The 19,999-nt window shown below is 46.6% G+C and carries 15 protein-coding genes and 1 other RNA gene; 5 read left to right on the plus strand and 11 right to left on the minus strand.

Translation table 11 applies throughout. The annotated features are described in order from the left end of the window. Positions 1–176 precede the first annotated feature (176 nt). Both ACE3T3_RS13310 and ACE3T3_RS13315 read right to left on the minus strand, forming a co-directional pair. Complete coding sequence (locus ACE3T3_RS13310; RefSeq protein ID WP_374667697.1) at positions 177–935, minus strand: NYN domain-containing protein; 759 nt, start codon at positions 933–935, stop codon at positions 177–179. 335 nt (positions 936–1,270) lie between these two features. Continuing rightward, positions 1,271–2,281, minus strand: coding sequence for a GTP-binding protein (locus tag ACE3T3_RS13315; protein ID WP_374667699.1), 1,011 nt, complete (start codon positions 2,279–2,281; stop codon positions 1,271–1,273). A 588-nt stretch (positions 2,282–2,869) separates the two neighbouring features. Between ACE3T3_RS13315 and ACE3T3_RS13320 the strand changes: the two genes are divergently transcribed. Both ACE3T3_RS13320 and ACE3T3_RS13325 read left to right on the plus strand, forming a co-directional pair. Beyond that, positions 2,870–3,094, plus strand: coding sequence for a hypothetical protein (locus tag ACE3T3_RS13320; RefSeq protein ID WP_374667701.1), 225 nt, complete (start codon positions 2,870–2,872; stop codon positions 3,092–3,094). A 389-nt stretch (positions 3,095–3,483) separates the two neighbouring features. Next, a complete protein-coding gene (locus tag ACE3T3_RS13325; RefSeq protein WP_374667703.1) occupies positions 3,484–5,091 on the plus strand; it encodes a bifunctional 3-(3-hydroxy-phenyl)propionate/3-hydroxycinnamic acid hydroxylase in 1,608 nt (535 codons plus the stop codon). 138 nt (positions 5,092–5,229) lie between these two features. On the opposite strand, the gene ACE3T3_RS13330 is transcribed toward ACE3T3_RS13325, so the two are convergent. Next, positions 5,230–5,838, minus strand: coding sequence for a glutathione S-transferase family protein (locus ACE3T3_RS13330; RefSeq protein ID WP_374667705.1), 609 nt, complete (start codon positions 5,836–5,838; stop codon positions 5,230–5,232). Positions 5,839–6,210: 372 nt separating this feature from the next. Further along, positions 6,211–6,571: a transfer-messenger RNA gene (ssrA, locus tag ACE3T3_RS13335) on the minus strand. Between the two features lie 130 nt (positions 6,572–6,701). On the opposite strand from ssrA, the gene glpK reads away from it, so the two are divergent. After that, positions 6,702–8,186: a glycerol kinase GlpK gene (glpK, locus tag ACE3T3_RS13340; RefSeq protein ID WP_374667707.1), complete on the plus strand. Its 1,485-nt coding sequence runs from the start codon at positions 6,702–6,704 to the stop codon at positions 8,184–8,186. Positions 8,187–8,278: 92 nt separating this feature from the next. Here the strand turns inward: glpK and ACE3T3_RS13345 are convergent, their stop codons facing one another. The 3 genes from ACE3T3_RS13345 to ACE3T3_RS13355 all read right to left on the minus strand — a co-directional run bounded on the left by ACE3T3_RS13345 (position 8,279) and on the right by ACE3T3_RS13355 (position 11,749). Continuing rightward, complete coding sequence (locus ACE3T3_RS13345) at positions 8,279–9,811, minus strand: DHA2 family efflux MFS transporter permease subunit (protein ID WP_374667709.1); 1,533 nt, start codon at positions 9,809–9,811, stop codon at positions 8,279–8,281. Between the two features lie 6 nt (positions 9,812–9,817). Further along, a complete protein-coding gene (locus ACE3T3_RS13350) occupies positions 9,818–10,969 on the minus strand; it encodes an HlyD family efflux transporter periplasmic adaptor subunit (RefSeq protein WP_374667711.1) in 1,152 nt (383 codons plus the stop codon). 264 nt (positions 10,970–11,233) lie between these two features. Next, positions 11,234–11,749, minus strand: a complete 516-nt coding sequence (locus ACE3T3_RS13355) for a thioesterase family protein (RefSeq protein WP_374667713.1) — start codon at positions 11,747–11,749, stop codon at positions 11,234–11,236. A 99-nt stretch (positions 11,750–11,848) separates the two neighbouring features. On the opposite strand from ACE3T3_RS13355, the gene hemB reads away from it, so the two are divergent. Together hemB and thiO are read left to right on the plus strand one after the other, a co-directional pair. Continuing rightward, positions 11,849–12,862 carry a porphobilinogen synthase gene (hemB, locus tag ACE3T3_RS13360; protein WP_374667715.1) on the plus strand — a complete coding sequence of 338 codons (1,014 nt, stop codon included), beginning with the start codon at positions 11,849–11,851 and terminating at the stop codon, positions 12,860–12,862. Between the two features lie 176 nt (positions 12,863–13,038). Then, positions 13,039–14,160 carry a glycine oxidase ThiO gene (gene thiO / locus ACE3T3_RS13365; RefSeq protein ID WP_374667717.1) on the plus strand — a complete coding sequence of 374 codons (1,122 nt, stop codon included), beginning with the start codon at positions 13,039–13,041 and terminating at the stop codon, positions 14,158–14,160. Between the two features lie 208 nt (positions 14,161–14,368). Here the strand turns inward: thiO and ACE3T3_RS13370 are convergent, their stop codons facing one another. The 4 genes from ACE3T3_RS13370 to ovoA form a co-directional block, all read right to left on the minus strand. Continuing rightward, on the minus strand, positions 14,369–15,271 hold the full coding sequence (locus tag ACE3T3_RS13370; protein ID WP_374667719.1) for a TIGR01777 family oxidoreductase: 903 nt from the start codon (positions 15,269–15,271) through the stop codon (positions 14,369–14,371). A gap of 67 nt (positions 15,272–15,338) precedes the next feature. After that, positions 15,339–15,788: an ABZJ_00895 family protein gene (locus ACE3T3_RS13375; protein ID WP_374667722.1), complete on the minus strand. Its 450-nt coding sequence runs from the start codon at positions 15,786–15,788 to the stop codon at positions 15,339–15,341. Positions 15,789–16,041: 253 nt separating this feature from the next. Continuing rightward, positions 16,042–17,376, minus strand: a complete 1,335-nt coding sequence (locus ACE3T3_RS13380; RefSeq protein ID WP_374667724.1) for a hypothetical protein — start codon at positions 17,374–17,376, stop codon at positions 16,042–16,044. Positions 17,377–17,407: 31 nt separating this feature from the next. Continuing rightward, positions 17,408–19,525 carry a 5-histidylcysteine sulfoxide synthase gene (ovoA, locus tag ACE3T3_RS13385; protein WP_374667726.1) on the minus strand — a complete coding sequence of 706 codons (2,118 nt, stop codon included), beginning with the start codon at positions 19,523–19,525 and terminating at the stop codon, positions 17,408–17,410. Positions 19,526–19,999 lie beyond the last annotated feature (474 nt).

A 19,999-nucleotide genomic window follows, 5' to 3' on the forward strand; every position in this document is an offset into this window, starting at 1 on the left:
TTGAATTTCTTTGTCAGACATAGTGATCAGCATCTATATTTTATATCCAGTCCATGGTGATAAAAACCATCATAAACTAGACATTTTTATTGGTGAGAATATAGACACTTTAAATGGGTTCTAACATAGGGATTTCGTATAATCGCCATTATGTTAAATGGCGAGGGATAATTAGGTTACTTAAAACGAATGTACATATGATATATGTGAGATTCATTATGAGGCTTACGCTTATCGACTTCGATATAATTTAGATTCTCTACTAAAGCACCTAATTTTTCATAACCGTAACTACGAGCGTCAAATGAAGGATCATTCTTCACCATATATCCTCCTACTCCAGATAAAGGAGCCCAATCTGAATCTTTTGATACAGCATTAATGGCAACTTTTAATGCATCTTTTAAATTTTTATCTTTTGATAATTCAATTTTTTTATTTGTCTTTGGAGAAGTTTTACCATTTACTTCTGGTGCAGTAACTTCTTCTAATTTTGGTGTTAAATTTTCAACAAAAATGAATTGATCACATGCAACAATAAATGCATTTGGAGTCTTTTTTTCACCAAAACCATAGACGACCAAACCATTTTCCCTAATTCGTGTTGCTAGTCTGGTAAAATCACTATCTGAAGAAATTAAGCAGAATCCATCTAGGTGACTCTGATGAAGTAAATCCATTGCATCGATAATGAGCGCTGAGTCTGTAGAGTTCTTTTTTGATGTATAGCTAAATTGTTGAATTGGTTGAATTGCATGTCTATGTAGTTCTTCTTTCCAAGATTTTAAATTTGGTTGAGTCCAATCACCATAGATCCGCTTAATATGAGCTGTACCAAAGCGTGCTATCTCTTTTAATAAGTTTTCACATACAGAGGCTTGAGCATTATCTGCATCTATTAATACAGCAAGTTTTAAACTATTTATTTCAGTCATTTTAGATATTTATCAATGTTTTAATTAAATTTATAAGAATAATATATGAATTACAATGTTTATTATTAATTTTACTGTGTAAATTTCACTTTCTCTAAAATTAATATAATACACGTTATACGAGATCATATTAATTTATTAATAAATTTCACAATTTTTTATAGATTAATCATGTTTCACGCTTACTATTTAAACAATGTTCCACGATTTTATGCGGCCTCATTAAACGCTAAAGTAGAAAATTATTCAGATGAAATAAGAATAGATGTCCAACTCACTATTGATAGTGTGTATCAATAAGAAAGCTATAGCTTCAGCGCCCCCTCAATTGAGGATTACTTTTGCTCTTGATCCACGCGGCAGTTCATCAGCAAACTCTCAAACTCCAGCCAAGAGCGTTCCTGCTGATAAATGATTTCCAAACGATTATCAATACTTTCCGCTGCGCTCTGATAATTAAATTGCTCAGGATTGAAATTAAAGCTTTTCCAGCCCTGATTGGTCTGAAAAATTCCCTTAATGCGCAGCCAGTCCTTTTGCTCACACAGCAAGTCCATCAAATCAAGGAAATCAAAACTCCAGCGCTTCGGCATTTTCCAGCCGGCCACACTATAGCCCTGCGCAGTTTCGACATAATGATACGGCAGCTGTTTGATTTCGGGCATGGCCTCGCCTGCGCTCAGCTGCTGCTGGATCCTAAGCAAAGGCTGAATTTTCCTGGCCGTGCCGGTATAAGGCGCATCAATATCGGATAATGCCAGTTCACCCATTGCAGTTTTCAGCCAAGTTTGCTGATAAGGCTGATATTCTGCCTGCAAGGCCTGAAGCGCCTGCTCATCTGCATCACGCATTTGATCCGCATGTGAAACAGCAACAATTTGCGCCGCCTTGAGCTGATCTGCATACAGATTTTGCTGGCTCCATTCCCGATCATGCAGCCGTGAGCCATCCACAACGGTCACCAGCGCGCGCATGTTTAAATGCGGCTGCCAATGCGGTTCGGTCAGCTGCTCCAAAAGCTGCGCCGGATGGCCCAAGCCGGTCGGCTCAATGAACAAGCGGTCAGGCTGATTTTCTGAAAGCAGGCGCGACAAGGCAATCTGCATCGGCATTTGACTGCTGCAGCACAAGCATCCGCCCAGCAGCTCCTTCACGGCATAACCTTGATCCTGCGGCAGCAGCTGCTGATCCACGCCAATCTGTCCAAACTCATTCATCAGCACGGCCCAAACTTCATTTTCAGGTTTTTGGCTCAGCAGCTGCTTGAGCAACGTGGTTTTCCCTGCGCCTAAAAAACCGGAAATAATATGAACGGGAATAGCCTGAGATGCTGTCACGAGCTTCAAAAGAACACCTGCTGAAAATGGACGGAATAACAGGATTGTACAGCGGGATCAGCCCATGCTGGCAAGTTTCTGCACAGCGCCTGCCTCCGGCTGAAGCATACGGGCAGCATTCAGCGCTGATTTATTGACTTAATTGACACAAGATCTTCATATTTCAGTCAATTTGAAATGAAATTTTACATTTGCTTTGCGCTATTTTCCGCATTTCTTATACTTACTTTCTTCATTATGTAATCAGACTGTTACAGCACCGTCTGTTAAAGCCGGATATTGAAATGTTTGCACACATTTTAGCGGCCGATTTTAGAGTATTAATCACATAAATCAACAAATCTTGAATGATTGCAGCGCTTCTGTAACTCATCCTATAGGCTTTTGCTGCAAAGATTGCTTGCGGATGCTTCGGCTTTTAGCATGAGTTTCTATTCAAGCAGAGAGTGATGATTTGCTTGAATCTCTAACTAAATCACATGAACTCAAAATCATGATGACACAGTGAGCAAATCTGTTTAAGGCGTTTAGAGCGCTTGAGAGATTGCTCAGCTGATAAAAATGTCTCATAAATTGCACACATTTAAGGATGCCAAAATGAAATTAACTCAAATTTTACTTGCTTCAACTTTAGCTGCCGCTGCTGCAACAACTTTTGCCGCACAAGACACTCAGCCAGTACAAGAAGAAACAGTTGCCAGCACGCAAGCACAGCCGGCTGCGGGTACTGAAGAAGCTGCGGCGAATGCAACTGCTGCTCAGCCAGCACCTGAAGCTCAAGCAGAAACTGAAGCCTCTGCTGCAGCTCCATCTGCGCAATAATCTGCACGCTGCCGTTCAGCCGTTTCAATGACATTTTCAATGAAAGTTTCAAAATCGCAGCTGAAACCCTCAGACTAAAGCTGCTCCGCGATGACCTGCATCATGGCGTTTAGCCTGAGCGGACCACGGCAGAGTCCGAACCGGGTAGCCTTGCTTGGCTATCCGGTTTTTTATCTGCAACGCACGGCAATTGATAGTTTAAAATGATAGATAAATCATCTGTGACTATGAACATCGACAAAATATAATAATAAATATCAATAAGATAAAAAAACTGAAAATTCAGTTCAGCATACGATCCACCTATTCCACCGACTTAGGCATAACTTGCTGTATAGGCGAATTTAGCCCTTAAATACGCTCAATGCGAAAGAATTGGATGTTTGCACATGAGCAATAAAGCAAATTTTACAGCTGAAGTGGCGATTTTAGGTGCTGGCCCTGTCGGCTTAACCCTTGCCAACTACTTAAGCAAGCAAGGTGTACAAGTCACTGTCATTGAACAGCTGGACAGTTTGATTGATTACCCGCGTGCAATCGGCATTGATGACGAGTCATTGCGCACCATCCAGTCTTTGGGCTTGGTGAATCAAGTATTGCCGCATACGACACCCAACCATGCCATGCGTTTTTTAACGCCTAAAGGCCGCTGCTTTGCAGACATTCAGCCCTTAACCCGCGAATTCGGCTTTTCCCGCCGCAACGCATTTATTCAGCCGCAAGTCGACAATGTCCTGCTGCAAGGTTTAAAACAATACGATAAAACTGAAGTATTGTTCTCACTCCAATTAACTGAATTCCATCAAGATGCTTCCGGAGTAACACTGAGCCTTAGCAATAAAGATGGCCAGCAGGAAACTGTAAAAGCGCAGTACCTGATTGCCTGCGATGGCGGCAACTCAATTGTGCGCCGCACGTTGAACATTGCCTTTGACGGCAAAACAGCGCCGAACCAATGGATTGTCATTGATATTGACAATGACCCGCTGGCCACGCCGCATATTTACCTTTGCTGCGACCCTGTGCGCCCATATGTATCGGCTGCGCTGCCGCACGGTATCCGCCGTTTCGAATTCATGGTGATGCCGGGTGAAACTCAAGAAGAACTCAGCAAACCAGAAAATATTGCAAAGCTGCTGTCCAAAGTGATGCCAACCACTGACGGCATTGATGTGATCCGCCAGCGTGTCTATACCCACAATGCGCGCATTGCCGACAAATTCCGTGTCGACCGCATTCTGCTTGCCGGCGATGCCGCCCACATCATGCCGGTATGGCAAGGTCAGGGTTATAATAGCGGCATGCGTGATGCGTTCAACTTGGCATGGAAAGTCGCATTAGTGGTTCAAGGCAAAGCCGGCTCAGAACTGCTGGACTCTTACCAAGTTGAACGTAAAGACCATGCGAAAGCCATGATTGACCTGTCTGTGATGGCCGGCACCGTGCTTGCGCCGCCGAAGAAATGGCAAGGTTTTGTCCGTGACGGAATTGCTTATGCCTTGAACTACATCAAGCCGATTAAACAGTATTTGCTGGAAATGCGCTTTAAGCCGATGCCGAAATACAATGACGGCGCGCTGTTGGCGAATAGCTCAAAAGATTCTCCTATCGGCAAAATGTTCATTCAGCCGGAAGTGAAATTGGCTACGGGTGAAACGGCCTTGCTGGACGACGTCATCGGCAATGACTTTGCGCTGATTGCTTGGGGCGTAGACCCGCAGTGGGGCCTGTCGGATGCAACAATCCAACAATGGCAAAAGCTGGGTGTTAAATTCATCCAAGTGATTCCAGCGGTGCAGTTCCAAAATGCCAACCGCAAGCAGCCTGAAGGCGTGATCACCATTGGCGACATTGGCACGGATATCCGCACGTGGTTTGGCAAAACCGCTGAATCGGTTGTGGTGCTGCGCCCTGACCGCTTTGTGGCAGCGCTGGCCATTCCGCAGACTTTAGATCAAGTCAGCCAGCAGCTGTTTGCTAAACTTCACGTGAAGTAATGCCGCCGCTGCAGAAGAATTAAAATTTCTGAATGATTCAGAGGCCTGGCCACGCACTATGCGTGGTCTTTTTTTACCTGATTTTCCTGGATATTCACTCCATCCATCTTCATTGATATATAGCAGATTGATGAAGGCTTAAAGCTTTTGCAGCCACTCAATATCTTGAACAGAATCCCTTTTTTTCACCCGCTGAATAAAGCCATCAAACTCATCCAAATACGGCAGAATTTTAAATTGCACGGCATAGGCGATCCAATAGGCCAAATACAAATCCGCTGCAGTGAATTTTTCACCGGTCAAATAAGGATTGGCCTGCTTCATGCCCTGTTTTAAAAATGCAAAGACAGCCGCTTCATTACCCATGCTGAGCGCAGAACGGCATTTTTCAATTTGCGCTTCTGCAACCTGCAGATATTGCACATCCATATATTCAGTCATCGGGCCATGGCAGAAAAACAGCCATTTCAAATATTCACCGCGCATCGGATCATCCAAAGCGGGCGCCAATCCTTTTTCATGATATTTATCGGCCAAGTAGGCATAAATCGCCGCCGTTTCGCTAATTACCGCAGGGCCATCCACCAGACACGGCACTTTGCCCATGGGGTTGATGCTGAGATATTCTGCATCATGGATTTTGGCATAATCCACTTCAATCATTTCGATGTCCTGTTCAATGCCCAGCTCTTTGAACAGCGGCAGCAGCGTGTTTCCGCGGGATTGTTTATTGCTGTAATATTTCATAAAAATAATGATCCTCTGCAGTAGATTTTTAGAGTATAGGATGCTGAAAATTTAATCTGTATGAAGTTTTTGTTTTACCGGCGTTCTTCGTTCTTCTTTTTATCGGTTTTGCGGCACAGCGGTTTCAATATTGCAGCGCGCCGAACTTCTCTGAGTTTAAGCGGCAATGCAGGAATGAACTTCGCCTAAAACGGTAAATGTATAAAGTCCTGTGCCATGCATGGAATTGATTAGCTCAATTTTGAAGATGGTAAAACTTAACGTAGGCGCATAAAGCGTTTTTTTGAATGGCTTAAAATGTGATGCGGTTTTATGGAAGATATGGCAATAAAAAAGCCACTTTTACAAGTGGCTGATTTATATATTGAATTTTGGTGGAGGTGGCGGGAGTTGAACCCGCGTCCGCCAGCATTACGCTCGAGAATACTACATGCTTAGATATCGTCTATTGATTTAGCTCTTTGTGACCCGACGAACAGGGTACAAATCGCGATCCTTTAAGATTTAGTACGAGACCCCAAGGCTTGATCTTATACGGACTTGTGTGCGTTCGCTTCAGTCGGGACCCCTAACCACAAGTATTCAGGGATGCGGACAAGCTGCCCTTAGGCAGCTAGAGCGTAAGTTTCGTCGTTTGCGACTATGAAATTGCAAATTTGATTTACGAGAGAAAATGCGCTCTCGACATGCATCTATGAGTTTCATCACCAGCGTCGAAGCCAGAAACACCCCCAAAGTGAGAGCCATCATAGCATAACTGCAAAAAATTGCGATGCAATTTAGAAACAATTACACATTGATATGCGCTTAATTACATAATTGCGCTAATATTTTACTTTTCAAGACCTCAAAAGAAAAAATATATGAGCTATTTACTTGCACTCGATCAGGGAACCACCTCCAGCCGTGCGATCATCTTCAATGAACATGGACAAGTTCAGGCAACAGCTCAGCGCGAGACCCATATTCAAACCCCACATTCCGGCTGGGTCGAACAGGACGCTCAGGAAATTTGGAGTTCGCAAATTGCCGTTGTGCAGCAAGCTTTAGCTACGGCGCGCATTCTCGCCAAAGACATCAAAGCCATTGGATTAACTAACCAGCGTGAAACCACGGTGGTGTGGGATAAACGCAGCGGAAAGCCGCTGGCGCCAGCCATCATTTGGCAAGACCGCCGCGCGGCGGACTGGTGTAATCAGCTGGTGCAGCAAAATCTGCATGAGCGCATCCATCAAAAAACCGGTTTAAGGATAGACCCTTATTTCAGCGCCGGAAAGCTGGTCTGGCTGCTGGAACATGTGAATGGCCTGCGCACCTTGGCGGAACAAGGCCATGCGGCCTTTGGCACCATCGACAGCTGGCTGATCTGGAATTTAACCCAAGGCGCAGAGCATGTGATAGAGGCCAGCAATGCGTCACGCACCATGCTGATGAACTTAAAAACCCAGCAATGGGATGAAGAACTGCTGGAGCTTTTTAACATTCCCGCCGCTGTACTGCCGAAAATCATCAGCTCTGACAGTTATGTCGCCGATACGGCGGAAGGACTGCTCGGCGCAAATATCCCGATTACCGGCATTTTAGGCGACCAGCAGTCTGCGCTGTTTGGGCAATCCTGCTTTGAAGCCGGCACAGCAAAAAATACTTACGGCACTGGCTGCTTCATGCTGTTCAACACAGGCCATGATGTGCAGTTCAGCCAAAATAAACTGCTTTCGACTCTCGCTTGGCAAGCGCAAGGCCAAACCACCTATGCGCTGGAAGGCAGCGTGTTTATGGCTGGCGCCATTGTGCAGTGGCTGCGTGATGGCCTCGGCATTATTCAAAAAAGCAGCGACGTCGAAAAGCTGGCCCGCCAAGTGCCGTCAACAGATGGCGTGGTTTTAGTGCCTGCCTTTACAGGCCTGGGCGCGCCGCATTGGGACAGTGAAGCGCGCGCTTTGCTCTGCGGCATGTCGCGCGGTACAGGCAAGGCGCATATTGCCCGGGCGGCATTAGAATCCATCGCCTTTCAAGTCTCCGATGTGCTGACCGCGATGCAGTCCGATATTTCCAAGCCGCTGAAAGAGCTGCGTGTCGATGGCGGCGCCTGCGCCAATGACATGCTGATGCAGTTTCAGGCGGATATTCTGAATGTGCCTGTCCTGCGTCCAAAACTGCTGGAATCGACCGCATGGGGCGCTGCTGCCATGGCTGGCTTAAAAGCAGGCGTATTTTCCAATCTAGATGAGATCGGCCAGTCTTGGCAGCTGGAACGGGCCTTTGAACCGAAAATGAATGCCGATGAACGTGAATACCATTTAAATCAATGGCGATCTGCGCTGAAACGCGCCAAATCAGACCTCTGATTGCGGTATTTCAATCCGGCTGATACTGGCTCCCCCCTGCTGCACAATAAAAAACCGCTTCTTAAAGCGGTTTTTTATTCAATGTTTTCAGCTCAATGCGCATGGCCGCCGCCTTCAACCACTTTAGGCCGCGGGCACAGCCAGATCATCAAAGCAGCCGTCATAAATACCAGCGAGAGAATCAAAAACACATGATTGGCAGACAGTGTCAGCGCTTCTTTATCCACTAAGCTGGAAATATAGCCCAATGCGCTTTCTGAACTCAGGCCCTGCTGCATTAAGGCCGCTTGCGTATCTTCGGTGTGCAGGGTTCCCGCCATTTCACTGCGCGACAGCTTGGCATGATCATCCCAAATGGTCACCGCAATGGATGCGCCGATTGCGCCTGCCATGGTTCTTAAAAAGTTCATGAGGCCGGCGGCAGACGCCATTTCATGAGGATGCACCGATGCCATCGCCATATTCGACAGCGGAATAAAGAAAAACGGTACAGCAAAGCCCTGCAGCATTTGCGGCAAAGCCAGTGCAAAAAAGTCCGCATCCGTGGTCCAGAATGCGCGCAGCAAGGTCACCCCGCCCAGCATGCTCAGGCCAAAACTGGCCAAAGCGCGCTGATCATATTTGGTCGCCAGCTTCGCCACCAAAGGCGACATGGTCAGGCTGCCGAATCCCATGGTTGCCGTCAAATAGCCAGCCCAGGTCGAAGTATAGCCCAAATTGATCTGCAGCCATTGCGGAATCAGCACAATGCTGCCGAAAAAGGCGCCAAAGCCCATGGCCAGCGCCAGCACCGAGATGGTAAAGCTCTTATATTTGAAGATTTGAATATTCACCACGGGGTGCCGTTCGGTCAGCTCCCAGATGGTAAAAATCACCAGGCCAATTAATGACGTCAGCGCCAAGACCACAATAAAGGGGTTATTGAACCAGTCGCGTTCATGGCCTAAATCCAGCATCAGCTGCAAAGCGCCAATCCACAGCACCAGCAGGATTAAGCCGCCCATATCAATCTTCAGCTTAGCCGTTTCAGTTTCTGCCGGCTTCAGCAGGCGGGCCGCCGCCATCGCGCAGATAATGCCGACTGGAATATTGATAAAGAAGATCCAGTGCCAAGACAGATTGTCACTGATTGAGCCGCCCAAAATCGGGCCTAGAATTGGCCCAACCACCGTGGTCATCGCCCACATGCCCATCGCCTGCGACTGTTTCTCTGGCGGGAAAATCCGCAGCAGCAGCATTTGGCTGAGCGGCATAATCGGGCCGCCAAACAGGCCTTGTCCAATCCGGCAAAACACCAGCATTTCCAAACTGGTGGATAGCCCGCATAGCACAGAAAAAATGGTAAAGCCCATCAGGCTTAAGGTAAAAACCCTCACTCCGCCAAAACGTCCGGCCAGCCAGCCAGTCAGCGGCACGCAGATCGCTTCCGCCACGGCATAGGAGGTAATCACCCACGTGCCTTGCGAACTGGAGACAGCCAGGCTTCCGGTAATATGGGTGATTGAAACGTTGGCAATGGTCATGTCCAGCACGACCATAAAGTTGGCCAGCGCCAGCACAAAGGCGGCCAGCATCAAGCGCCCGCCTTTCAGATCGCCATAAGGAACAAAGCTATTGCTATTCATAGGCGATTACTTCGAGTTCAGGTCGATATTCGCTTCCATAGACAGGCCCACTCGCAAGGGATGCGCTGCCAATTCTTTCGGATCGAGCTTGATGCGCACCGGCAAACGCTGCACCACTTTAATCCAGTTGCCTGTGGCATTTTGCGCTGGAATCAAGGCAAAGGCTGAGCCTGTACCGCCCGAAAAGCCGATGACGGTGCCGCTGTACTCCACAGAGTCGCCATACAGATCAGAAGTTAACGTGACTTTTTGGCCCGGACGGACTTTTTCCAGCTGGCTTTCTTTAAAGTTGGCATCCACATACAGATGAGCCAAAGGCACCACCATCAGCATGACGCTGCCTGGCGCAACACGCTGCCCGACCTGAATTTTACGGCTGGTCACTACGCCATCAAACGGCGCTCTCACCACGGTGCGTTCTAAATCCAGCTCGGCCTGTTTCAGTCTGGCCTGCGCCACCAATACATCCGGCGTTGAGTTTTCAGTGCTGTCTTGAATTAAAGCATCATTGGCCGCTTTGTTGCTTTGCGCGGCTTTTTGGCTGGATTTCGCTTGCGCCACGCCCGCTTGCGCAACATCAAGACTGGCTTTTGCTGTATTCACCGCGCTTTGCGCTGTGCTCAATTCTTCTTTGGAAATCGCGCCGGATGCTGCCAATTGCTGACGGCGGCTGAGTTCATCCTGCGCTTTGCTTAAATCCGCTTGCGCCTTGACCGCCTGAGCTTCGGCGCTATGAATGGCATCATCACTGACATAGATTTGAGAATTCAAAGAGCTGCTGTTGGCTGCAGTCTGCTTGTACTGACGCTGCGCTTTACGCAATTCCGCTTGAGCCTGCGCCAAGGCAATTTCAGCATCGCGCGGGTCAATGCGCACCAGCACATCGCCTTTTTTCACCTGCTTGGTGTCGCTGACCAGCACTTCTGCAACCTGCCCGGTCACCATAGAGGTAACAGATGCGGTTTCTGCGCCCACATAGGCATTATCCGTTGAAACAGTATGATTAAAAAACAGTTTCCAAATCAGATATAAAACCGCGGCTATAATCAGGATCAGCGCGACAAATCCTAAGCCTTTCTTGCGCTTGGCCTTGAGTTCCTGATCATTGGGCTGAACCGCCGCGTCGGCATCTGGCAGTGTGTTTTGAGCATCTGTCATTGATTTTTCCTAAATCCAACAGACTTGGTCAGCCGGCATCATCCTTGCTTCCAGCAAGAAATCGGACATTTTTGTCCTCAATGGTGTCGTTGAGAAAGTCATTTCTTTTTAAATTTGACGCATTTTATAGTGAGATAATCATCTTTTGAGAAAATAAAATGTAACTGGCCAGTCTTTTTTATGGGCACAGCACTCAATTTTCATTAAATGCTGTAAATTATACTTAATTATTATTCATTTAGCTTAACTTAAGCTGTCAAAAAATTAATATGCGTAGGAGGCAATCGCCGTTGCAATCGCCTTGCCTTCATCGTTCACCATGGTCATGCGCATGGTGCAGCCTTTGCGGCCTAAACGCAAAGTTTCAGCGCGCGCAATAAAGTGCTTGCCGCGGCCTGGCGCCAGATAATCGACCCGCATATCAACCGTCGCCAAACGCGATACTTTTTTGCTGGTTTCCGCCAAATCCTCCGGCGCAGACTTGCGGTACAGCTCCGCCATGCCTGAAATGCCGCCGATGCTGTCCAGCAGCGTTGCCGCCACACCGCCATGCAGAATCTGAAAAGCCACATTGCCGATCAAATTTTCTTCCATTTCAACATGGGCTTCGACTTGACCATCGACAACCCGCATTTGCATCCGGTTGTGCAGGAAAAATGGAGAACTGTTAAATGCCTGACAGATTTTTTCCAAGATTGCATTAATATCAATATCCGGGCCGGATCCGATATTGCCTGTCCAACTTTTTTCCGTACTTCCGGTTTCCATACTGCCTGTCATCTGCTCGAATTCCTAAAACAAAAATCTATTACATTTCACCCAAAAGGCGAATCTAGGGCTACAATACCTGAAAGTTTAATACTGATCATTGAGATTGTTATGACCTATACGTTCAATCGTCCAGCATTTCCCGCCACCCGCATGCGCCGCATCCGTAAAAATGACCAGCTTCGCGCTATGGTTCGTGAAACCCAGCTGACGGCAGATCATCTCATATACCCAGTATTTGTGCTGCCAGGGCAAAATCAAACACAAGACATTCCGAGCATGCCGAATGTGCAGCGCTTATCTGCAGATCTGCTGCTGAAAAAAGCAGAAAGCCTGCTTGAACTGAGCGTATCTAAATTAGCGCTGTTTCCTGTAACGCCGCAAGAAGACAAAAGCCTCAACGCAGAAGCGGCTTGGCATGAAAATGGCTTGGTGCAAAATACCGTGCGCCTGCTGAAAAAAGAATTGCCGGAAATGGTGCTGATTACCGATGGCGCACTTGACCCTTATACCACGCACGGCCAAGACGGCATCATTGATGACACCGGCTATGTGCTGAATGATGAAACCGTTGAATGCCTGATTAAGCAGGCGCTGAGCCATGCTGAAGCAGGCGCGGATGTGGTGGCGCCAAGCGACATGATGGATGGCCGCATCGGCGCTATCCGTCAGGCTTTAGAAGCCAATGGCCATATCTATACCAATATCATGGCTTACTCAGCCAAGTATGCATCCAGCTTCTACGGCCCGTTCCGCGATGCGGTGGGTTCATCCGGCAACCTTAAAGGCGGCAATAAATACAATTACCAAATGGATATCGGCAACCGCGCAGAAGCGCTGCATGAAATTGCGCTGGATATTCAGGAAGGCGCAGACATGGTGATTGTGAAGCCGGGCATGCCGTATTTAGATATTGTGCGTGAAGTGAAAGATAACTTCGGCATTCCGACTTTTGTGTATCAGGTCAGCGGTGAATATGCCATGCTGGCTGGCGCCATTCAAAATGGCTGGCTGTCGGACAGCGTGATTATTGAATCACTGATGAGCTGCCGCCGCGCCGGCGCTGACGGCATCTGGACCTACTTCGCAGAAGAAGCCGCTCTAAAACTGAAAGACATGAAATAAATCCTGAATCAGCCTTCCTCCTATGAGGGAGGCTTTTTTTATTGCAGGAACAATGAGGGGCTGTTGACAATTTGCCTATGTTTGCGACTGCAAGTGTTTTTAGGCAATACCAAGCGCACACTTTGAAATTTCGTCATTCTAAATATATTTAAACCTGAAAAAATAGGTTCAAACAGATGCATATCGCCATTATTGGTGCAGGAATCAGCGGCTTGCTGTCTGCACTGGAACTGCTTGAGCAAGGCTGCTCGGTCAGTATTTTTGATCAGCAATCCGCAGGCAAAGCCGCGTCATGGGCCGGCGGCGGCATTCTCTCCCCCATGTATCCATGGCGCTATCCGCAAGCCGTCAATGATCTCGCCAAGCACGGCAAAGCGCTGTATCAATCTTGGAATACAAAATTATTGCCAGTGTCCGGCATTGATTTTGAGATTCATGAAACAGGCATGCTGATTTTCGATCAAGATGACTTCGAAACGGGCCTGAACTATGCCGAAAAGCATCAAGAACCTATGCAGCAATGCGAATATTTGCAGCAGGAACAGCTGGAACTGATTAATCCCAGAGTCTCTGAACAGCTGACTGATGCGATTTACTTTCCGCAAATAGCCAATGTGCGCAATCCCCGCTTGCTGAAATCCATCATTGCCTATCTCAAACAGCATCCTAAAGTGCAGTTTTGTGAAAATACATGGATCGACCATTTTGACATCCAGCATCAGCGGATTTGCGCCATCCGTGCGGCCAATGGCCAGCGCTTTGAAGCGGATGAATTTGTGATTGCGACCGGCGCATGGTCAGAACATTGGTCAGAACAGCTGCAGCTCAGCATTCCTGTAGAACCTGTGCAAGGGCAAATGCTGCTGTTTAAAACACCGGAAAACTGGCTGCCGACCATGTGCATGAACAATGTGATGTATTTAATTCCGCGTCAGGACGGACATATTGTCTGCGGCTCCAGCATGAAGCATGCCGGCTTTGATAAACGGCCATCCGCGCAAACCCAGCAGGATATATATCAAGCCAGTGTGGCGATGGTGCCGGAACTTGAGAATTTTCCCGTTGTGCAGCAATGGGCCGGCCTGCGTCCTAGCTCGCCGAGCGGCGTGCCCTATATCGGCAAAATGCCGAATTTGAACAATCTTTGGGCCAATTTCGGACATTACCGCAACGGCCTCTGCATGGGGCCAGCTTCTGCACAATTGCTGCGCCAGCTGATGCTGCAGCAGCCTCTCATCGCGGATGCGGCAGCTTATGCTCCAATGCGGCTGTTATCCCATGCGGTGGCAACGGCTTAAAGTGCGTTAAAGGATGCATAAAACCCAAAAATCATCTGACAAAACTATCTGAAAATCTATTTAAAAAACCATCTAAAAAAACCAGCCCCCCCCTTTCGGCATGGCAGGCAACAAGCCCCGCAGCCCATGCCGAAGGGAGAAATACCGTACCTGGTTTATTCAGCACAGCCTGGTCTTATGGGTCAGCCAGAGCCTTGGCTTCTTCCCTTTAGCCCAATAAATCAGCCAGCGCTTCTTTTAACGTTGGAAACTTAAACTCAAATCCAGCCTCTTGCAGCGCTTTCGGCTTGACATACTGGCCATTCAGCACCAGCTGAGACTGTTCGCCGAGCATCAGCTTCATCACCCAGGCCGGCACGGACAGCACAGGGCATTTTTTCAGCTGCCGCGCTGCGATAGAAGCAAACTCGGCCTGATTGCCCCGTTCTGGCGCAGTGAGATTAAATACCGCGGCGTCCAATGGCTGCGTCATCAGGAATTCAATGGCCCGCAATACATCGCGGATATGCACCCACACCACAGGCTGCCGGCCGTGGCCTATTCGGCCGGCTAAATTAGTCCGGATGGGACGGAGCATTTGCGGCAAAATGCCGCCTTTAGCAGACAGCACGATGCCAAGGCGAATAATTTTGGTGTTTTGATTGGTGAATTGCCGTGCGCTTTCTTCCCATTGCTGGCACATTTCCGACTGGAAAATCTGCTGCGGCAGCGAATCTTCAGTACAGGCATTTGGCCATTTTTCTTCTGGATCAATGCCGTAATAGCCAATCGCGGAACCTGAAATAATGCATTTCGGCACAATCTGGCGCCGTTCTAAATAGCGGTACAGATTTTCAGTGCTCTGCACCCGGCTTTGAATCAATTGCCGTTTGCGGTCTGCGGTCCAGCGGCCTTGACCAATGCTTTCACCCGCTAAATTGATGACATAATCAATCTGGTCGCTTTTCAGCTCATCCAGCTGGCTGATCCACTGCATATCGGGATGGCGTGAAACCAGATTCTTTTTCCGGCTTAAACCGATCACAGCATAATCCTGCGACAGCAAATATTCAGTCAACCGCGTGCCGATAAACCCGCTTGCGCCTGTAATCAGCACCTGCTCTTTATGCATGGAAGTCATCTCATTGCTAGCAATATTTATCCTATCTATAAAATAGGATTTATTCTTATTCAAGTACTTATTCGTGTCCAAACATTTTGAGCGACATGCGTTTCGCCTGCGGTCCATAAAACCAGTAAGTCAGCGCATACAGCGGGATCGCCAGCAGCAAGGCCATGATCAGCACAATGCTGATAAATTGCGGCTGCTGCAAATACAGCAGAAAATTCTGCCAAATGTCTGGGTCTTTAACCGCAAAAACAGCCACGCCAATAATTTGAAAAGCAATGTTGTAGCCCCAGAAAATCAGGGTGTAGCCCAAGGTCAAGCGTTTGCGTTCAGCTTGATCCGGTGCGCGCTGATTGCGCTTCAGAAAATGAAACAGCACCCAGATCATGGCCGCAATATACGGAACAGCCGTTAAAATGCCGCCGACACCTACGGGCATTAAGGCAGCCAATACGCCGCAAATGCAGGTCAGCGCCAAGCAAATGAGAAAAAATATTATAAAATAACGTTTTAGCGGCATTTGAATGATGGCCAATAAAAAAGATACAGCCAGTATAAAAAAAAATGAATTTTTTTTCATTTTATTGTCAACCAATCTGTAACCGCAGGCGTTATATAGGGTACAAGGTCTGTAGCAACCGAATGATTTGTTCTGGCATCCGCAATGTTTTCGGTGACCTTTCATAAAGCAATAAGTTTCTTTTCAAGCTTAAGTTTTTGAACAGCAGCTCAAACTTAAATTTGAAATAGATTTTTTGACCAGCGATTTATCATCACTCGAATCGCTGGTCTTTTATTTTGTGAAACAGCATTTTGAGCACCTCCGGCTGATCATAATTCAAGGCAACACCCTCATTGAGGTCTTTTCTCATCTGTCCAATCATTCTGATCAGCATGGTTTCAGACAGCTCAATTTCCGCAGCGCCAAACACATCATGCAGCCTTTGCCGTATCACCTGCGTATCGCTTACCACAGGGCAGATGCGGTATGAATATTTGCCGCCAATGCGCTCCGGCGGCAAATCCATCGGCCGATGAGGATGCTGTTCAAATACCGACAAATGCAAGGTATACGCATTTTTGCCGATGATTGATGCATTGTGATCCAGCAATTCATCATTGACCAAGCGTTTTTCCACATCGCGCAGAACAGGCAGCAGCCGTTTCATTTGATATTGCCGGGCAATATGCGGGTTGTTGATGCGCATTAAATTCGCCAATAATTCTGCAAGCGATGCATGGCCATGCGTTGCCGCCTGTTTCGGCAGGCCTCCCCATACCCCGTCAGCGCCTTGCAGCAAGGCTTCGAGAACGCCAGCATTTTCACAGCCGTTGCCGCTATGCAGATGAACCAGAATTTTCAGCGGCGCGGGCATAAATATCCGCGCCATCGAGACAAAAGCGCCAATTTGGAAATGCATAAAAGTGCCACGCGAATCCTCAATGCTCACCCCTTCAATCGGATGCTGAGACAGCGTATTCAAAACCTCGCAGACTGCTTGCGGATCCTGCAAAAAAGCATCACAGCCATCCACGATATTAATCATCACCTTGCTCGCGCCTGGTGCATTTGCCTGCTGAATCCAATAAATGCTTTCAACCAAATCATCGAGGTAGCGCCGCCTCTGCTGTTCATTCAGGATAAAATAGTCATCACACAATGCAATTTCTAAAAAAGTATTTGGAATGCCGTACTTGTGCAATTTCAGCATGGACGGATCAGGGCAAAATACGGCCCCTGCTGTCCGCCCCATCGAGGTAAAGGCATAAAAGCTGCGCTTATCGTACTGCTGCTGCGATATATGCATCAGAAAATAATCATCCACTTCCAGCATCTCTGAATACGCATAATTCAAAGCCCCCAATAAAATATATTGAAAGCCGAACGCCTGCATCTGCTTTAAAAGTTCAATTTTCGTTTCTAAGGTATGCCCCATCGCCGTGCTTGCAGCCGTTTCCCTAATCGTTAAATCCACCAGATATGGATTAAGCTGCTTCAGTTTTTCTACTTTTTGATTCGCCTCAGCCCAATATTGATAAGCCTGCTGATATTTTTCTAAAAAGGCGCTTCCAAGCTGTTTTCCCCCGCAATGCGCTGCAATTTCCATCAATCTTTATCCGGCCGATGCATGCTTAAATTCACTGAATTCTTTTCCACAGCGTCGCCTGAGAAACAGTGTGCTGAAATTTCCGGTTTGTTTCTTTAATCACAAACGGAACGTCTATCGGCGGCTGTTCCAGCTGGAAATCCCCGTCTAAAATTTCATGCAATCCTTCCAGCGCCGTAAAGTTTTCACCTAATTTTTTAATGCCGCCCAGCCAATTTTCCATTGGGGTATAGGCTTCATCCCAAGTATAAGGCGATGCAATCAACACATAGCCGCCCAATTTAACCAGGCGCTTTAAAGACATCAAAAAGGCTTTCGGGTCGTGCAGCCGGTCGATTAAATTAGAAGCCAGCACAAAATCAAAATCTTTTAAATTCTGTTTAAGGTTGCAGGCATCTCCCTGCATAAATTCAACTTTGTCTCGATGCGGATAAAAATCAAAATTTTTTAAGCTGCAGCTTTCATAAGTGACAATATTGCCTTCATAAGGCATCTTATAATAAACCGTTTCGCCTTTTTGCAGCTCAGCGCTATAACGGATAAACCGGGCTGAAAAATCAATCCCCAAGACACTGTCAAAATATTTGGATAGATCAAACGATGCCCGCCCTGTCGCGCAGCCGATATCCAATGCTTTCATATTTTTTTGATCGGTAAATTTATCTTTAACCATTTCGACCAGTGCTGCCGCAAAATTATTGACAGCAAAATGCGCTGGGCCAAAATGAAAATCCAAATACTGAGAAACCAGCGTATCCGTTTCATAATAGGATTGCCCGTGCTGAATCTGATCATTCGACACGACATAGCGGAAACCGGCATGCTGGAAAAAGTGGCGCCGAAACGCATATCTGGATGACGCCAGCGCTTCATTGCCGCAGGAAATCCAAGATCCGCCTTTGATTAAATTGTGCTTGCTGTCAAAGGTCGGCGTGCTGAAATCATCATAAATAGGATGCACGGCAAACTGTTCATAGGGGTAGATTGCCGTTTCTGTCCATTGCCAGACATTCCCCTGAATATCAAAAAAATCGCCATGCTGAAATTGATTTACCGCGCAACTGGAAGCATGGTATTTCAGCTGAATATTCGCATCCGCATCCTCTGACATCCCTGAAACCGAATATAGGCGGTACCATTCATCTTCTGTCGGCAGCCGATAATTCTGACCTGTTTCGTGCTTTTTCCAATTGCAGAAAGCTTTGGCTTCATGGTAATTCACCTCGACTGGCCAGCTCCATGGCATCGGAACCTCTTGCGTCATGAGCCTTAAATGCCATTGCCCGTCTTGCAAAACCCAAAATTCTGGATGCGCAGCTTTTGCAAACATCAGCCAGTCATGTCCCTCGGCTTCCCAAAACTCCAATTTTTCATAACCGCCAGCCTGCACAAAGCCCAAGAACTCATGATTGCTGACTAAGCACTGCGAGGCTTTAAATGCCGAGACTGCGCTTTCGTGCTGGCCATATTCATTGTCCCAGCCATAATATTGATCGGATGTATCCTTTGCGTGCTGAACCGTTCCGCTTTCAACATGAATCAATTGGTTTTCTGGCGCTTCGGAATATTCAATTGCCGGTTGCCATGCTCCATGATTTTGCACATATTGCAGCTGATGCTGGCGAATTAAAACGGAGGATGTTTCCAGATGAATCAGCTCATGTTCAATGCCCATAATGAATGCCCACCAAGGATTCTCCCAATCAATCGGCAGAGTGAGCGGATAATCATCCAGCAAATTTAAAATCACCGCTTTCACCTGATCACGGTACTCCTGCACAGCGCGGACGGATGGCCATTCATAATGATTGTCATCTAAATCATCCCAGCTCATCTCATCGACGCCAACAGCAAAAATAGCTTCAAATGGCTTATTGACCCGATAATCAATGACTTTGGCCAGATTCAGCTTATTGATATAAAACGCAGCCGTATGGCCATAATAAAAAATCAAAGGATGCCTTAAGTTGATCGGCTTTTTATAAAAGGCATCCTCCTGGCTGAGGCATTTAAATAAGGATTCATAAGTATTAAATGTCTCCAAAAAATATTGTTTTAATTCAGCCCGCATCTCGGAAGGATGGCCTGAAATCAAATTAATGGTTTTTCTGCATTTTTTTTGGAAACTATCACTTTCATTATGAATCACTTATGCCCCCTTATGGATATTCCATTATCTAAATCTAATTTCAAAGTTAATGATTTTTTAAAGTTTGTATATTTTTCGCATAAAAAATCAATAAATTGAAACATTTTTTATATTTGGGGCTGACTGTCAGTTCACCGCCGCAGATAAAAATATCAAAATAATTGATTTATAAATGTTTTTTATCAAAATGGATTTTTCACTGCTAAATCAGCCAATTGCAAGACTGGGAACATCTGACAAAATATTCTCTGATCATAAAAAATGTTTTAGCGAAAATAATGTCAGACTTAAAACTTCATTTTCATAAAACACCAAACAGAACACAGTTAAAACCATAAACAGAATAAAACCCGCATTGATAAAATCTTCCACTCCAATTTGATCTGGACATTTAAAATTTTCAGCTCCATTTTCCATTTCACCTTTTTCATTCCACGTAAGCAATCATCATGTGATGAATAAATAAAGGAATTG

The sequence above is a fragment of the Acinetobacter sp. genome, assembly GCF_041919735.1.
Lineage (GTDB): Bacteria > Pseudomonadota > Gammaproteobacteria > Pseudomonadales > Moraxellaceae > Acinetobacter.

What these genes read in the sequence shown, in the direction of transcription:
- ACE3T3_RS13375 (WP_374667722.1), bottom strand. Translation starts at nt 15,788, where the DNA reads ATGCCGCTAAAACGTTATTTTATAATATTTTTTCTCATTTGCTTGGCG.
- ACE3T3_RS13320 (WP_374667701.1), top strand. Translation starts at nt 2,870, where the DNA reads ATGAAATTAACTCAAATTTTACTTGCTTCAACTTTAGCTGCCGCTGCT.
- ACE3T3_RS13310 (WP_374667697.1), bottom strand. Translation starts at nt 935, where the DNA reads ATGACTGAAATAAATAGTTTAAAACTTGCTGTATTAATAGATGCAGAT.
- ACE3T3_RS13325 (WP_374667703.1), top strand. Translation starts at nt 3,484, where the DNA reads ATGAGCAATAAAGCAAATTTTACAGCTGAAGTGGCGATTTTAGGTGCT.
- ACE3T3_RS13380 (WP_374667724.1), bottom strand. Translation starts at nt 17,376, where the DNA reads ATGGAAATTGCAGCGCATTGCGGGGGAAAACAGCTTGGAAGCGCCTTT.
- ACE3T3_RS13355 (WP_374667713.1), bottom strand. Translation starts at nt 11,749, where the DNA reads ATGACAGGCAGTATGGAAACCGGAAGTACGGAAAAAAGTTGGACAGGC.
- ACE3T3_RS13330 (WP_374667705.1), bottom strand. Translation starts at nt 5,838, where the DNA reads ATGAAATATTACAGCAATAAACAATCCCGCGGAAACACGCTGCTGCCG.
- ACE3T3_RS13350 (WP_374667711.1), bottom strand. Translation starts at nt 10,969, where the DNA reads ATGACAGATGCTCAAAACACACTGCCAGATGCCGACGCGGCGGTTCAG.
- hemB (WP_374667715.1), top strand. Translation starts at nt 11,849, where the DNA reads ATGACCTATACGTTCAATCGTCCAGCATTTCCCGCCACCCGCATGCGC.
- ACE3T3_RS13345 (WP_374667709.1), bottom strand. Translation starts at nt 9,811, where the DNA reads ATGAATAGCAATAGCTTTGTTCCTTATGGCGATCTGAAAGGCGGGCGC.
- thiO (WP_374667717.1), top strand. Translation starts at nt 13,039, where the DNA reads ATGCATATCGCCATTATTGGTGCAGGAATCAGCGGCTTGCTGTCTGCA.
- ACE3T3_RS13370 (WP_374667719.1), bottom strand. Translation starts at nt 15,271, where the DNA reads ATGCATAAAGAGCAGGTGCTGATTACAGGCGCAAGCGGGTTTATCGGC.
- glpK (WP_374667707.1), top strand. Translation starts at nt 6,702, where the DNA reads ATGAGCTATTTACTTGCACTCGATCAGGGAACCACCTCCAGCCGTGCG.